This is a genomic window from Mesorhizobium loti (assembly GCA_014189435.1).
In the GTDB taxonomy this organism is placed as follows: Bacteria; Pseudomonadota; Alphaproteobacteria; order Rhizobiales; family Rhizobiaceae; genus Mesorhizobium; species Mesorhizobium loti_G.
The window spans coordinates 6,555,399-6,569,187 of sequence record CP050293.1 but is presented as its reverse complement, the minus strand read 5'-3'; the positions used below and the strand labels follow the sequence as shown (position 1 = coordinate 6,569,187).

The 13,789-nt window shown below is 62.9% G+C and carries 17 protein-coding genes and 1 tRNA gene; 9 read left to right on the top strand and 9 right to left on the bottom strand.

Annotation, left to right across the window (positions count from 1 at the left end; genetic code table 11):
- Nucleotides 1–28: 28 nt before the first annotated feature.
- The 3 genes from HB777_31535 to HB777_31525 form a co-directional block, all read right to left on the bottom strand.
- A complete protein-coding gene (locus HB777_31535; GenBank protein QND68029.1) occupies nt 29–853 on the bottom strand; it encodes a carbohydrate ABC transporter permease in 825 nt (274 codons plus the stop codon).
- Nucleotides 850–1,719 (bottom strand): sugar ABC transporter permease, encoded by an 870-nt coding sequence (locus HB777_31530; protein ID QND68028.1) that lies wholly within the window; start codon nt 1,717–1,719, stop codon nt 850–852. Before HB777_31530 ends, HB777_31535 begins: the two co-directional genes overlap by 4 nt.
- A 154-nt stretch (nt 1,720–1,873) precedes the next feature.
- Nucleotides 1,874–3,106, bottom strand: coding sequence for a sugar ABC transporter substrate-binding protein (locus HB777_31525; GenBank protein ID QND68027.1), 1,233 nt, complete (start codon nt 3,104–3,106; stop codon nt 1,874–1,876).
- A 181-nt stretch (nt 3,107–3,287) separates the two neighbouring features.
- On the opposite strand from HB777_31525, the gene HB777_31520 reads away from it, so the two are divergent.
- Genes HB777_31520 through HB777_31510 form a run of 3 tightly spaced genes read left to right on the top strand, consistent with a single transcriptional unit; the run spans nt 3,288 to nt 6,056 of the window.
- Complete coding sequence (locus HB777_31520; GenBank protein ID QND68026.1) at nt 3,288–4,094, top strand: SDR family oxidoreductase; 807 nt, start codon at nt 3,288–3,290, stop codon at nt 4,092–4,094.
- A gap of 2 nt (nt 4,095–4,096) precedes the next feature.
- Nucleotides 4,097–5,164: a sn-glycerol-3-phosphate ABC transporter ATP-binding protein UgpC gene (ugpC, locus tag HB777_31515; protein QND68025.1), complete on the top strand. Its 1,068-nt coding sequence runs from the start codon at nt 4,097–4,099 to the stop codon at nt 5,162–5,164.
- 10 nt (nt 5,165–5,174) lie between these two features.
- Nucleotides 5,175–6,056 carry a MurR/RpiR family transcriptional regulator gene (locus HB777_31510; GenBank protein ID QND68024.1) on the top strand — a complete coding sequence of 294 codons (882 nt, stop codon included), beginning with the start codon at nt 5,175–5,177 and terminating at the stop codon, nt 6,054–6,056.
- Nucleotides 6,057–6,074: 18 nt separating this feature from the next.
- Here HB777_31510 and HB777_31505 read toward each other — a convergent pair whose 3' ends face one another.
- Together HB777_31505 and HB777_31500 are read right to left on the bottom strand one after the other, a co-directional pair.
- Nucleotides 6,075–6,386 (bottom strand): DUF167 domain-containing protein, encoded by a 312-nt coding sequence (locus HB777_31505; protein QND68023.1) that lies wholly within the window; start codon nt 6,384–6,386, stop codon nt 6,075–6,077.
- A 13-nt stretch (nt 6,387–6,399) separates the two neighbouring features.
- Nucleotides 6,400–6,690, bottom strand: coding sequence for a YggT family protein (locus HB777_31500; protein QND68022.1), 291 nt, complete (start codon nt 6,688–6,690; stop codon nt 6,400–6,402).
- A gap of 161 nt (nt 6,691–6,851) precedes the next feature.
- On the opposite strand from HB777_31500, the gene HB777_31495 reads away from it, so the two are divergent.
- The 6 genes from HB777_31495 to HB777_31470 all read left to right on the top strand — a co-directional run bounded on the left by HB777_31495 (nt 6,852) and on the right by HB777_31470 (nt 10,499).
- Nucleotides 6,852–6,927: transfer RNA gene (locus tag HB777_31495), tRNA-Ala, on the top strand.
- A 338-nt stretch (nt 6,928–7,265) separates the two neighbouring features.
- Entirely contained in the window at nt 7,266–8,015 is a 750-nt protein-coding gene (locus tag HB777_31490) for a helix-turn-helix transcriptional regulator (protein QND68021.1), read from the top strand.
- 424 nt (nt 8,016–8,439) lie between these two features.
- Nucleotides 8,440–9,504, top strand: coding sequence for a SagB/ThcOx family dehydrogenase (locus HB777_31485; GenBank protein ID QND68973.1), 1,065 nt, complete (start codon nt 8,440–8,442; stop codon nt 9,502–9,504).
- Between the two features lie 58 nt (nt 9,505–9,562).
- Nucleotides 9,563–9,817 carry a hypothetical protein gene (locus HB777_31480; GenBank protein ID QND68020.1) on the top strand — a complete coding sequence of 85 codons (255 nt, stop codon included), beginning with the start codon at nt 9,563–9,565 and terminating at the stop codon, nt 9,815–9,817.
- 4 nt (nt 9,818–9,821) lie between these two features.
- The gene (locus tag HB777_31475) at nt 9,822–10,082 is read left to right on the top strand and encodes a hypothetical protein (protein QND68019.1); all 261 of its coding nucleotides are present in this window, start codon (nt 9,822–9,824) and stop codon (nt 10,080–10,082) included.
- 96 nt (nt 10,083–10,178) lie between these two features.
- On the top strand, nt 10,179–10,499 hold the full coding sequence (locus HB777_31470) for a hypothetical protein (GenBank protein QND68018.1): 321 nt from the start codon (nt 10,179–10,181) through the stop codon (nt 10,497–10,499).
- A gap of 54 nt (nt 10,500–10,553) precedes the next feature.
- Here the strand turns inward: HB777_31470 and HB777_31465 are convergent, their stop codons facing one another.
- From HB777_31465 to HB777_31450, 4 genes are all read right to left on the bottom strand, one after another.
- A complete protein-coding gene (locus HB777_31465; protein QND68017.1) occupies nt 10,554–11,498 on the bottom strand; it encodes an energy transducer TonB in 945 nt (314 codons plus the stop codon).
- On the bottom strand, nt 11,495–11,941 hold the full coding sequence (gene exbD, locus HB777_31460) for a TonB system transport protein ExbD (protein QND68016.1): 447 nt from the start codon (nt 11,939–11,941) through the stop codon (nt 11,495–11,497). Before exbD ends, HB777_31465 begins: the two co-directional genes overlap by 4 nt.
- 4 nt (nt 11,942–11,945) lie before the next feature.
- On the bottom strand, nt 11,946–12,896 hold the full coding sequence (gene exbB, locus HB777_31455; GenBank protein QND68015.1) for a tonB-system energizer ExbB: 951 nt from the start codon (nt 12,894–12,896) through the stop codon (nt 11,946–11,948).
- 65 nt (nt 12,897–12,961) lie between these two features.
- The gene (locus HB777_31450; GenBank protein ID QND68972.1) at nt 12,962–13,753 is read right to left on the bottom strand and encodes an ATP-binding cassette domain-containing protein; all 792 of its coding nucleotides are present in this window, start codon (nt 13,751–13,753) and stop codon (nt 12,962–12,964) included.
- Nucleotides 13,754–13,789 lie beyond the last annotated feature (36 nt).

Sequence of the window (13,789 nt, the reverse complement as noted above, 5' to 3'; positions counted from 1 at the left end):
GTTGTTCTTGGCGGCGAATTGGCCGCTGTTATTTGACGGCTCCGAGCGCCAGGCCTCTGACGAGGTAGCGCTGCAGCCAAATGAACAGGATCGCCACCGGCAAGGTCGCCAGCAGCGTCGCCGCCATGACATGGTGCCATTCGATTGTGTAGCGGCCGGCGACCAGCGAGAACACCTGGATCGGCAGCGTGTAGCTTTCCTGGCTGCGCAGCATGGTGAGCGCGACGACGAATTCGTTCCAGGCGTTGATGAAGGTGAAGATCGCGGTCACCGCGATCGCCGGCAGGCAGAGCGGCAGGAACACCTTGCGCAAGGTCAGCCAGCGACCGGCGCCTTCCATCCAGGCCGCCTCCTCGAGATCGCGCGGAATGGTGTCGAAATAGCTCTGCAGCATCCACACCGTGAAGGCGACGTTGAAGGCCATGTAGATGAAGCCCAGCGCCGTGGTGCTTTCGACCAAGCCCCAGGCGGCCATCAGCCGGAACAAGCCGAGCACCAGCACGATCGGCGAGATCATCTGCGAGATCAGCAGGAACTGGCGCAAGGCGCCGTAGCCGGCAAAGCGGAAGCGCGACATCGCATAGGCCGCCGGAACCGAGATCAGGATGGCGCCGACGGTGGCTATCACAGACACGTAGAGCGAATTGAGCAGCGCCTGGCCGAAGCCGGTCGCCACCCACATGTCGGAAAAATTCGACCAGCGGAATTCGCTCGGCCACCAGGTCGGCGACAGCACTTCCTGCCTCGGCTTGACCGCGGTCAGGAACATCACGGCGAAGGGAAAGAGCGTCACCACGATCAGTGGCGCCAGCAGCAGCCAGGCAATGACGGTGCGTTTGAGTTTACTTGTCATGCGCGCTGCTCCCGCATCGCCAGCCGCACATAGATCATGGTGAAGATGAGCAATATGGCGAACATCACCAGCGACACCGCGGAGGCTTCGCCGAGTTTGCCGATGCGGAAGGCCAGCTTGTAGAGGTGGGTGACCAGGATATCGGTCGAGTTGGCCGGCCCGCCTTGCGTCATCACCCAGATGATCGGGAAGGAATTGAAGACGTAGATGGTGTTGAGCACGATGGCGATGTTGATGAACGGTTTCAGGAGCGGAAAGGTGATTTCGCGGAACTGCTGCAGCGGTGTCGCCCCTTCGAGCGCCGCCGCCTCGTAGAGGTCGTCGGGAATTGACGACAGGCCGCCGAGGAAGATCGTCGTCGTGAACGGCACCGTCACCAGGATGCCGATCAGCACCTGCATCGGAAAGGCGGTCTCGGCGCTCGCCAGCCACTGGATGTTGTGGTCGATGAGGCCGAGACCGATCAGCGCCGAATTCAGCATGCCGCTTTCGCCGCTCAGCGCCCAGCGCCAGACCACCGCGGTCATGGTCAGCGACACCGCCCAGGGCAGCATGATGATGACGCGGGCAATGCCACGGCCATAGAAATCGGTGTTGAGGATCATCGCCACCGGGATCGACAACAGCAGCGCGCCGCCGACGACCATCACCGTCCACTGGCCGGTGCGCCAGAGCGCGGCCATGAAATCGGGATCGGCAGCGAGTGCCCCGAAATTGGCAAAGTCGTTGAAGTCGCGAAGCTGGCCGAAGCGGCTGACATCATGCGTCGAGATCTGGATCAGGTCCCAGACCGGCCAGAAGATGACGATTGCCGCCAGGAACAGGCTGGGCAAGGTCAGAAGATAGGGCAAGAAACGGTTTTGCATCGGCTGCCTGCGCCTCGGCGCGTGGATCAGAAGTTTCTATGCGAATTTCGGATCCACCGCACCAGGCGGGAAACCAGGGGGTGGCGCGCCCCGCCTGAGTCTGGGGCGCGCCACGGGCGCAGGGAGATTGCGCCCTATTTCTTGAGCACGGCCCCTATTTCTTCAGCACCGCGTTGGCCTTGGCCGCCGCGTCCTTCAGACCGGCCTCGGGGTCGCCGCCGAGATAGATCTTCTGCATGGCGTCCGAAGTGATCTGGGCGACCTCTTCCCAACCCGGAATGACCGGCGCGAAGCGGGCGTCGGGCAGCAGCGCGGTGAACGCCGCCAGATCGGCGTTGTTGACGTAGTAATCCATCTTGGCCTCTTCCTTGTTCACCGGCAGGAAGCCTTCGCCCTGCGTGAACTTGGCGCGCTGTTCCGTGGTGAACAGGAAATCGAGCAGCTTCCAGGCCTCGTCCTTGTTCTTGGAGTTCTTGAACATGATGATGGAATCGGTGACGCCATAGGTGCCGCGCGCGCCGGTCGGTCCGGCGGGAATGGCCGCCACGCCGTATTTCAGGTTCGGCGCCTCGTCCTTGATCTGGTTGGACAGGAACGGTGCGGTGATCATCATGCCGACCTTGCCCTGCTTGAACAGGTTCTGCACGTCCTCGCGGTTGTTGGAGGTGACGCCCGGCTCGGTGAGGCCTTCGTCGATCATCGACTTGTAGAGCTTGGCGGCTTCAAGCGCACCTGGTGTGCCAAGGCCGGAGGTGCCGTCCTTGTTGAGGATTTCGGTGCCCTGGGACCACATCGCATAGTAGTAGTAGACGTCGGTCTCGATCTCCTTGCCCTGCAGGCCGAAACCGAACGTGCCGGACCCCAGCGCCTTGATCTTGCGCGCATCTTCCTGCAGTTCGGTCCAGGTTGCCGGCGGCTTGGCGATGCCGGCCTTCTCGAACAGCTCCTTATTGTAGTACATGGCGCGCGCCGAGGCCGCGATCGGCAGGCCGTAGGTCTTGCCGTCCATGATCGAGGGCGACAGGAAGGTGTCGATGAAGCGGTCCTTGAAGTCGGGCTTGATGTAGCTGTCGAGCGGCTCGGCGACATCCTGCTGGACAAAGTCGATCAGCCAGCGCGTGCCGATGATCGACAGATCGGCATTGGTGCCGGCGGTGATGTCGGTGGTCAGCTTCTGCAGCAGCACATCCCACGGCACCACTTCGAACTTGACGGTGATCCCGGGATTGGCCGCCTCGAATTCCTTCTTGACGTCGGCGAAATAGGGAGCAGTCTTGGCGCTGTACTCGGCGACGGTGACGCGCACCTCGCCAGCATCCGCCTGCGCCGCAATTGCCAGCATGCTCATTCCGGCCATCAGGCCGACAGTCCATTTTGCAAGGCTCATTTGATCTCTCCCATTTTGATTTTGCGCCTGCGCGCCTCTTCGTGCCGGAGCAGAAGATTTATGTGACTTTCCTACATTATCGATGATTTGAAGGCTTGCAAGCAGATTTTTCTGTTGCTTAATTACATTTTCTGGCCTAGGCGTTGCACGATCTGTCAGTACTCCCGGAGGATGACGCAGGGTGGTTTCGCAAGCCGAGTTCAAAGGCAGGGCCAAGTTCGAAGGAAGGACCGAGTTCGAGGGCAAGACTGTCGTGGTGACGGGCGCTGGCGGCGGCCTCGGCACCGCCATCGTGGCGCTGATGGCGCAAAGGGGCGCCAGGGTCATCGGCTGCGACCAGTCGAGCGAGGCGTTGAAGAGCCAGCACCTTGCCTCTAGCCATGTCTTCGATCTTCTCGACAAGGCGTCGATCGCGACGGCGATCACCGCGATCCTCGACCGGGATGGCGTGCCCGACATTCTCGTCAACAATGCCGGCTGGACGCGCGCCGAGACGATTTCGGCGCTCAATCCCGACAGGATAGAGCAGGAACTCGACCTCAACCTGACCGGCGTGATGAACTTCGCCGATCCGCTGGTCAAGGCGATGGCCGGCCGAGGCTCCGGCAGCATCGTCTTCATCTCGTCGGTCAACGCCATCGCGCATTTCGGCAATCCCGCCTATGCCGCGGCCAAGGCCGGCATCAACGCCTATGCCAAGGCGATCGCCGTCGAGCTCGGCCGCAGCGGCCTGCGCGCCAATGTCGTCTGCCCCGGATCGATTCGCACCGCCGCCTGGGACCACCGCCTTGCCAAGGATCCCGAAATCCTCGGCAAACTGCAGCGGCTCTATCCGCTCGGCCGCATCGTCAACGCTTCGGAAGTGGCGGAAGCCGTCGCCTTCCTTGCGTCCGATCGCGCATCTGGAATAACAGGCGTGGTGATGCCCGTGGACGCGGGACTGACCGCCGGTTGCCTGCCATTCATCGACGACATTCTGGGAGCGTGAGCATGACCGACGTCGAGTTTCGCGACCTGTCGAAATCCTTCGGGCAGCACAAGATCCTCGAGAACATCAGCCTCGATATCAAGAGCGGCGAGTTCGTCGTCCTAGTCGGCCCGTCCGGCTGCGGCAAGTCGACCTTGCTGCGCATGCTGGCCGGGCTGGAAACGATCACCTCCGGCGACCTGTTGATCGGCGGCGTGCGCGCCAACGCGCTGCCGCCGCAGCAGCGCAACATTGCCATGGTGTTCCAGTCCTATGCGCTGTTTCCGCATCTGAAGGCAGCCGACAATATCGGCTTTGGCCCGAAGATACGCGGCGAGGCGCGCGAGGCGGTCGAGGCGAAGGTCAAGAAGGCCTCCGGCGTCCTCAATCTCTTCTCCTATCTCGACCGCTATCCCCGCCAACTGTCCGGCGGCCAGCGCCAGCGCGTCGCTATGGGCCGCGCCATCGTGCGCGAACCGTCGGTGTTCCTGTTCGACGAGCCCCTGTCCAACCTCGACGCGCAACTGCGCGTGCAGATGCGCGTCGAGATCAAGGCGCTGCACCAGCGGCTGAAGTCGACGATCGTCTATGTCACCCACGACCAGATCGAAGCCATGACCATGGCCGACCGCATCGTCGTGATGGACCGCGGCAGGATCCAGCAGGTCGGGGCGCCGCTGGAACTCTATGACAGGCCGGCCAACAAGTTCGTCGCCTCCTTCCTCGGCTCGCCGTCGATGAGCTTTGTCTCGGGTTCTCTCAAGACGACAGCCGAGAAAACCTGGTTCGAGTCGGGCGGTGGCGGGCGGCTTGCGCTTGCCGGCAAACAGGTGCCGGCGGGCAGCGCGGTGGAGGCCGGCATACGGCCCGAGCATTTCGTCATCGGCGAGGCTGTCGACGCGATGGCGATCAAGGTGGATGTCGTTGAGCCGACCGGCTCGGAAACCCATGTCTATGGCGCCATCGGCACCGATACGGTGCGCGCCGTGTTCCGCGACAGGGTGCCGGTCAAGCCGGGCGACCTGCTGCCGGTGAGCGTCGCTCCCGGCAACATCCATCTGTTCGACAAGGCGACGGGCCTGCCTCTATGAAAATATCAGCATGAAGACGCCGGCCGACATCATCACGCGCCTGCAACTGATGTTGCAGGACGGAACGAAGTCGGATCGCAAGCTGGCCGGCTTCGTCCTGGCCGACCTCGACTTTGTCTCCAAGGCGGCCATTTCGGAAATTGCCGCGCGCGTCGGTGTCAGCGAACCGACGGTGACGCGATTCTGCCGCAACCTTGGTTGCGAGGGCCTGCGTGATTTCAAATTCTATCTGGCGCAGGCCATCGCCATCGGTGGCCAGTATCTGTCACCGGAGCCGTTGAGCCGCGATGCCCGCGAACAGCGCATCGCTTCCGCCATCACCGAAGCGGCGATATCGGCCATCCAGCGCGCCAGCGAGAACCTCGACATGACGACGCTGGTCGCCGTCGCCGCGCGCATCGCCGTCTCGGGCAATGTGCTGTGCATCGGTTCCGGTGGTATTTCCTCGATGATGGCGACCGAAATGCAGAACCGGCTGTTCAGGCTGGGCGTGTCGGTGCTGGCACAGATCGACGGGCAATTGCAGCGTATGTACGCCGCCGTCGCCACGCCCGATACCACGCTGATCGCCTTCTCTGTCTCGGGCTATGCGCGATCGGTCATCGATGCGGTCCAGGTCGCCCAGCAATATGGCGCCACGACAATCGCCATCACCCCGCCGGACTCCGCACTCGCCAAGGTCGCCGACACGGTCATCCATTTCCAATCGCTGGAAGACGGCAACATCTACAAGCCGACATCGTCGCGCTATGCGCTGCTGTCGATTGTCGACATGATCGTCACCTCGGTCGCCGAGACGCGCGGACCACGGGTTTTGGAAAATCTGCGCCGCATCAAGCAGAGCGTGAACACGTTGAAAGTCGACGATCCGCGTTTGCCGCTGGGCGATTGAACCCTCCACCTAAGTGCGTCAGGGGCCGAGCGCCTCGATGCCTTTCACCAACATCGCCGGATCGCCTGAAATGCGCACGGTCTTCAGCCGGGCGGTGCCGCCGGCGACAACCGAGACGGCGGACGGCGGCACGCCCAGTGCCTTGGCCAGCAATCGTTCAAGCGCCTGATTGGCGGCGCCGTTTTCCGGCACGGCGCGGACGCGCGCCTTCAGATGGCTTCGACCGTCCGCCGTCGTCTCGACACTTTCAAGCCTGTCCAGCGCAGCCTTCGGCGTTAGCCGGACAAACAGGTCGACACCACCATCGCGCAGGCGGAACGGCGCGCTCACGCAAGCACCGGACTCACAGGACGAGCGGCGCCACCGTGGTGAGTATGAACTGCCGCAGGAAGAACAGGATCAGAAGCAGGACGATCGGCGAGATGTCGATGCCACCAAGGTCCGGCATAAAGCGGCGGATCGGCCGCAACGCCGGCTCGGTCAGCCGATAGAGCATGTTGCCGATGGAACCGACGAACTGGTTCTTCGAGTTGACGACGTTGAAGGCGTAGAGCCACGAGAAGATCGCCGATGCGATGATGATCCACCAATAGAGGTCAAGCGCCATGACGATTGTCTGAATGAGGGCGAGCATGCCGGTCTCCAATTGTTGCCGACATGTAGCCATTGCGCGCCAAACCGGCAAGGGCCGCCTGCCATGGTGCGCCGGCACGGCGGCCAGGGACGGCGGATTTCGGCAAACCTCCGCCTTGACAGGAAACCGCAGCGCCCGATAAATGCGCCCATCCGCTGGACGGGGCTGTAGCTCAGCTGGGAGAGCGCGTCGTTCGCAATGACGAGGTCAGGAGTTCGATCCTCCTCAGCTCCACCAGCGGAATAGTCAATTCTCCTCTCTCCGCCGCCAAATGCACTGCACGACGCTCGTCCTGGCTCGCTCGCGGGCGATATTCGTTGTGCCAAGGCGCCTTCAAAGGCCGCGCGCACTACTGTGCGCCCATCTCGCGATATCTGGCAAAGCTGTTGTCAATTGGACTTATGGCGGAAGCTGCGCACGGATTGTTTCCGTTCTTTTTGGAAGCTGCCTCATTAGATTGACGTCACCAAATCAGTTTTTTCTGTGCGTTGTGACAAGGGCGTTTCGGCGGGGGCGACCGAAGACGCTATATGGATTTTGAGTCGAAATGAAAATCCGCCTGCGGAAGCAAAGACGTGTCAATTCGCGAGAATCTCGCTGCAAACCTTAGACGGCTCTGCAAGGACCATGCTTCCGTAAGCGCGGTATGCCGTGAGCTGCACATCAATCGCACGCAGTTCGAACGCTACCTGCAAGGGCAGACCGTTCCCAACAAGGCCACCGCCAAGCTGATATGCGACTACTTCCGTATCGACGAGGTCGAACTGTACCAGGATCCGAGCGCACCTGAGCCCACGATGCGTGGCCTGCCGCCGGTTTCCGAGAGCTTGTTCAACCAGATGATCCGCCCTCCCAGTCCTTCGATCGCGGGGGGCACCTATTTCACCTATTTTTCGATCCCGGGCCGCCTCGACCTCTTGATGCGCTCGGTGACCTTCGTGCGGCGCGAAGCCGAACTGGTCACCTTCCGAAGGGTCACCGGATGGTCGGAGCGCCAGGGATCGACCTGGGCGCGGGCGCGCGGCAATCACTATGGGGTGGCGATCTCGCGCCTGAACTGGATCTATTTCAGCGGCATCAATCGCCGCCAGACCGGCGAGCCGTCGCTGATCTCCGTGCAATGGGCGCCCATCTCCGAACCGGTGCTGATGGGCAAGGCCATGCTTCTGACGGAGGCCGGGCCAGCATTCGTGTCCGTCATCATGCGGCGCGACATTGCCAACATCCACCCAAGAGATGCCATCAGCATGGCGCATGTCATCAGGCTCGACGATCCGGGCGTCGACCAGCTGGTTGTCAGCCTCACCCGGGACGGGCTGGGCTAATCCGCTCGCGGCAGCTTACGCTAAATAAGAATAAGCCTATACCGAAAAAGCGTACGCCAACGATTGTCTACTCTGTATCTGAATAAAATCGATATTTTACACTTTAACGCCAGGAAAGATAATCCATCCGCCCGTCTTTGGCGCGTGGATTTACTACAATTTTAACAAACCATTAACTCTTCCGACCTTACCTTTCTTCACGCGGATCCCGTTTTTGGGGGGTCTTTCAACGGATCCCAATGGGGTCAGGAAAGGGATGAAAATGGCCAAGAAAGTGAACACAGCTCCGAAGCTGACGATTGCCGCCGGCACGCAGACCGTCTTCTTTTCGCAGGGCATGCACTACAACAAGCGCTGAAGTCGTTCTGCGCCGGCAAGCGATCTGCTTGTCGGCGCCTCGACTTCGCAGATGGCATTCAGCATCATGAAAATGCGCTCTTCAAAAACGCTTGTTTTCTACCCCGGACCGAACAAGGTCACGGCCTGCAACTTCCTGACCAGAAGCGTGTTTGAATGCAGCCCTGAGATGGTCGGTCTTCTCGCATCGTGGGACAAATGGGCGTCGACGGCCGATATCGCCCGCGCCCATGGATGGTCGAAGTCCGAGCTGAAGGCTGTCGTCCCCCAGTTGCTCGATTTTTCCGCCCTGGTGACCGCCGGATCGCCGCTCGCCGAGCAGGAGGAGCAGTTTTCCGGACAATGGAGCTGGGGCCTTCCGACCGCGCTGATGCATTTCTGCGTCCAGGACAGCGCATACATGACCATCGAGCAGGCGGAAGAACGGCAGATCGAACGCGCCGGCCATACGCCGCAGCCGGACCTAGTGCTGAAGAATTCAGCCGGCGCCATTCAGCTGCCGAACGCACTCGAAGACAACGACCTTCTCGCTTTGATGGCGCGGCGCCGCACCAACCGCACGGCGGCTCGGCCCACCATCACGGCCAAACAGCTTTCCGACTGCCTGTTCGCAGGGCTCGGCATCACCGGCGAGACCGCCAACTGCGTTGGCGCCCTGCCGCTTGGCATGACCCCTTCCGGCGGTGCGAGAAATCCTTATGAGGCCTATGTGGTCGCGCTCGGCGTCGATGGCCTCGAGCCCGGCGTCTATCACTACTGCGCCGCAGATCACGACCTTGGCAGGATCTCCGCAAACCATCTGCCCAAGATCTCCGAACTGGTAGGCGAGCAGGAGTGGGCTGATACCATGCCGTGCCTGATCCTCCTTTGCGCCAAGCTCGATCGCACGATGTGGAAATACGAGGACGCCAACGCCTATCGTGTCGTGCTGATCGAGGCCGGCCACATCGGCCAGAACATCATGCTGGCGGCGACCAATCATGGCCTGTCGGCATGCCCGACGGCAGCACTCAGTCATTTGGCGATCAAGCGTCTGCTCGGCCTCGATCGCCTCACCGACGCGCCCATCTATGCCTTGACCCTCTCGGCCCCGGAACCATGCCCATCCTCGATGGGTCAATCTATCAATTAGTCGGCTCAGTATATTGTGTAACGCGTTCCCTAGGTTCAAACAGAGACAGGAGCAGCACGTGCCAAATCAATCTCTACGCCAGTCGGAAATCGATAGCCTTCAATATATTTCGTCGATGACCAATGAGCTCGTGCAGATGGCCGAAGCAAGCCGTTTTCCCATGATCTCCTATCTGCTGGGCATGGCCTATGCAGAAGCCTTCGACGTGCTTCGCGGCGCACGGCCGGCCAGGCATGCGCAGCTCAGCGGCAACCCGCTGCACCCCAAGGCGCAGGCAAAAGACAATCGTGCTGCCCAGCCTCGGATAGCGTAGCGACATGCAATCGTCAGCCGCATGCGCGGTGGCCGGCTCGACCTCCCGGCCAAACCGCTGGGAGACGCTTTGCGCGTTGCAAAACCTGCTGCCGCTGCTGAGAAAAGCCGCCACGGATCTCAACCGCGCCGACATGGTCTACTGGTTCGAACAGGCCGACGCCGAGGTCGCCAACATCATCAGGGGCCGGCCCTCCGATGCGGGCGCCATCCCGGCCTTGATCGCATCCTGCCCGCAGAACCGGTATCCGGCCGCTCAAGCCTAGGCGGTCCAGAACACTGGGCCCGCTCTGACCATTTGTTTTCAAGCAGTTCCGGACGGGAAACGTCGCTCGCCTGGAATTGCCAAGGGGGACCTGCACATGAACATGATTGCCAACATCAGAAGCGTCGATGCCAGGGAAAGCATTTTCAGCCGGCTTGACGCCCTGATCGCCAGGCGACCGTCATCGGCCGACGCCGCGCGGGTCGAGGCCCGCCAACTCGTCTCGATGGCAATTGCCGATAGCTGCCAGGCCGACAGTCTCTGGGGCGCGGTGGACGCCTTCCACGCCCATTTCGACTTCATGATGCAGACCATCGAGATCAACGGCGCCGATGACCCAGGCCTCAAGATCTTGCGCACGAAATGCCGCTTCTATCTCGAAGAGGTCGAGGCTCTGTGCCTGTCGCTGGGCTATTGATCGACTGCAGTTCGCGCAAACGATAGCACCCGTCCGATCGGATCAAGACCTGCCTTAATTGCGCAGGTTGAAGACGAATGGCGCCGTGCGGCTTTGGCGCCCACCAAGCTCTGGCGGTGGTGCCGGCACGGTAGCTCCCTGGAGCACGGAAAGCGCCGCGCGGTCCAGGACGGCATTGCCGGAGGAGCGGGTCAGCCTGGCAGAGAGGACCCGACCGGACGAGTCGACCGTAAACGTTACATACGCACTGCCCTCGGCGCGTTGGGTCCTGGCCGCGCTCGGATAGCGCGTATGCCGATTGATCCACGAGCGCAGCCTTGAATCCCATTTACTGGAGTCGCCGGATCTCGACGCGGATTGTGCCGACTTCGGCGCGGCTGTCCTGGCCGAAGGTCTCGCATCGGCGCTGGCGGCGGCCACCGTCTTCGGCGGCGCCGCCTTCTCCTTCTTCGGCCGCGGCTTGGGCCTGTCGACAGGCTTTTTCGCCTTGGCCTCGACCGGTTTCTTGTCCTTGACCATTTCGACCGGTTTCGGCTGCGGCAAGGGGATGACGACCTCGGGCGCGACAGCCTCGACAATATCCGGGACAACCTCATCCGGCGGCGGCTGGTCGACCTGTTCAGCCAATTCGGTCCGGGTGGGTTCGGCCTCGTCGGGGGGAACGGCTTCCGGCTGTTCGGCAACCGGCTCCGCCTTCTCGACCGGCTCTTCGGGCGTCGGCTCGGGCGTCGGCGTCGGCTCGCTTTGATCTGGTGTAACCGCGTCCAGCGCGGCAATTTGCTCCTCCACCGCCGGCATCACCACCATCGGCGCCATCTCGATCACCTGGGCTGGCGGCGGGCCGCCATCTGCTTCGGTGACCATGGTGAAGTTCTGCACGGCATAGGCGACCGCGACATGGGCTCCAAGCACCAGCGCGGCCGCACCGGCCCACAAGCCAAGGTCGCGCCAGCCGAAGCGCGACAACTGGACCGAGGGCAAGGCGGCCGCTTGCATCATGGCGCCGCTGCACCAGTGGCGGCCGGCGCCGCCTCCAGGCCGACCAGCGCGATCTTCAGATAACCGGCGCCGCGCAGCAGGTTCATCGCCTCCATCAGGTCGCCATAGGCGACCGCCTTGTCGGCGCGCAGGAAGATGCGCGTCTGCTTGTCGCCCTTGGTCCTGGTGTCCAGCGTCGCGGCGAAAGCCGGGCGCGGCACGCTGTCATTGCCGATCGCAAGCGTCAGATCGTCCTTCAGCGTCAGGAACAGCGGCGTTTCGGGCCGCGGCGCCGGCGTTGCGGTCGAGCCCGGCAGGTCGACATTGACATCCACCGTCGCCAGCGGCGCCGCGACCATGAAGATGATCAGCAGCACCAGGATGACATCGATGAAGGGGGTGACGTTGATCTCGTGGCTTTCCTCGAGATCGTCGTCCATGGTCTGTCGGATTCTGCTTGCCATGGCGCTACTCCGCCGCCAGCGCCGTTGACGGCGCGACGGTGCGGAAGTCGAGGTCGCGGCTGACCAGCCTTTCGACGCCTGCCGAGGCATCGGCAAGGATCTGCCGGTAGCCAGCTATCGAGCGGGCAAAGACGTTGTAGATGACGACGGCCGGTATCGCCGCGACAAGGCCCATCGCGGTGGCCAACAGCGCTTCAGCGATGCCCGGCGCGACCACGGCGAGATTGGTGGTCTGCGCCTGCGAGATGCCGATGAATGCGTTCATGATGCCCCAGACGGTGCCGAACAGGCCGACAAAGGGCGCGGTCGAGCCGATCGTCGCCAGCACACCGGTGCCACGCGACATGCGCCGTGACGCCGCCGCCTCGATGCGCGACAGGCGCGACGTGACCCGCTCCTTGAGGCCGTCGCCGGAGACATGATCGAGCGCGCCGGCCGAAAGGGCGGTCTCCTCTTCCGCCGCCCGCACCAGCAGCGCGCCGGGGCCGCCGCTGCGGTCGAGGGCGCGGCTGGCCTGCTTCAACGTGGCGGCATCGCCGATTGCCCGCACGGCGCGCTGGATGCGCAGCTTACCGCCAAAAATCTCCAGCGATTTGGCCAGCCATATCGTCCATGTGACGAGCGAGGCAAAGGCCAGCCCGATCATCACCGCCTTGACGATGATATCGGCGGCCTTGAACATGCCCCATGGCGACAGATCATGCGGCAAGGTCAGCTCCATCGCCGTCGAAGTCCCCGCCTCGGCTGACGCTCTCGGCTGGCTGGCCGGCTGCGCAGGCGCCATCGTGGCCGGTGGGGCGACTGACGGTGCGGCGGGCGCCGGTGTGACGAGCACTGGCGCGGCGGGCGCAGCGATCGCGGGGGCGGCACCTGCTGGTTGCTCCTGGGCGGTCGCGCTACCGACCGACAGGATGACGGATGCGACCAACGCCGCCAACAAACCACTTCTCGACAACAGCTTCTTCCTTGTTCTCACAGCGGCCGGCCGCTTTCCGGTTCCCATCGCCGCATCAAATCTCATCACTGCACATAGCCGACAGGCTGGCCGGTGACGGGGTGCGCGAACACACCCATCTCGACGCCGAAAATGCCTTTCAGCACATCGCTGCGCATGATCTCGCCGGGCGTGCCGCGCGTCAGCAGCTTGCCGTCCTTGAGCGCGATCAGCTCGTCGCAGTAGCGAGCCGCCATGTTGGGATCGTGCAGCACGACGACGACGCAGAGGTCGCGTTTGCGGCTGAGATCCCTGACCAGCCCGAGCACCTCGACCTGATGGGCGATGTCGAGCGCCGAGATCGGCTCGTCGAGCAGCATGACGCCGGCGTTCTGCGCCACCAGCATGGCGAGCCAGGCGCGCTGGCGTTCGCCGCCAGACAATTCGTCCACCAGCCGGTCGGCAAATCCGTCCATGTCGGTCAGGGCCAGCGCCTCGTCGACATGCTGCCTGTCCTCCGCGCGGAAACGGCCAAGCGCGCCATGCCAGGGATAGCGCCCGAGCGTCGCCAGTTCGCGCACGGTGAGACCGGTCGCCGCCGGCGTCGTCTGCGGCAGATAGGCAAGCGCGCGGGCAAGTTCGCGGGCGCCCCATTGCGGCAGCGGGCGCCTGGCGAAGGTGATGGCGCCTGAGCTTGCCGGCTGCTGGCGCGCCATCAGCTTGATCAGCGTCGACTTGCCAGAACCATTGTGGCCGATCAGCCCGTAGACGCGTGAGCGCTGCAGTTCGAGCGAAACCGGACCGAGCAGCGTCCGCTCACCGACGGCGAAGCGCACCGCGTCGATATGGAAGGCAGTCTGGGCATCAATTCCAGCCACGGTCATGGCTTTTCTCCAGTGCGGCCGCCTGCATTT

Bases quoted from the DNA above. Each gene is read 5' to 3' on its own strand.
- exbD (QND68016.1), bottom strand. From the start codon at position 11,941: ATGGCAAGCAGAATCCGACAGACCATGGACGACGATCTCGAGGAAAGC.
- HB777_31470 (QND68018.1), top strand. From the start codon at position 10,179: ATGAACATGATTGCCAACATCAGAAGCGTCGATGCCAGGGAAAGCATT.
- HB777_31525 (QND68027.1), bottom strand. From the start codon at position 3,106: ATGAGCCTTGCAAAATGGACTGTCGGCCTGATGGCCGGAATGAGCATG.
- HB777_31510 (QND68024.1), top strand. From the start codon at position 5,175: ATGAAGACGCCGGCCGACATCATCACGCGCCTGCAACTGATGTTGCAG.
- HB777_31475 (QND68019.1), top strand. From the start codon at position 9,822: ATGCAATCGTCAGCCGCATGCGCGGTGGCCGGCTCGACCTCCCGGCCA.
- ugpC (QND68025.1), top strand. From the start codon at position 4,097: ATGACCGACGTCGAGTTTCGCGACCTGTCGAAATCCTTCGGGCAGCAC.
- HB777_31465 (QND68017.1), bottom strand. From the start codon at position 11,498: ATGATGCAAGCGGCCGCCTTGCCCTCGGTCCAGTTGTCGCGCTTCGGC.
- HB777_31530 (QND68028.1), bottom strand. From the start codon at position 1,719: ATGCAAAACCGTTTCTTGCCCTATCTTCTGACCTTGCCCAGCCTGTTC.
- HB777_31500 (QND68022.1), bottom strand. From the start codon at position 6,690: ATGCTCGCCCTCATTCAGACAATCGTCATGGCGCTTGACCTCTATTGG.
- HB777_31535 (QND68029.1), bottom strand. From the start codon at position 853: ATGACAAGTAAACTCAAACGCACCGTCATTGCCTGGCTGCTGCTGGCG.
- HB777_31485 (QND68973.1), top strand. From the start codon at position 8,440: ATGAAAATGCGCTCTTCAAAAACGCTTGTTTTCTACCCCGGACCGAAC.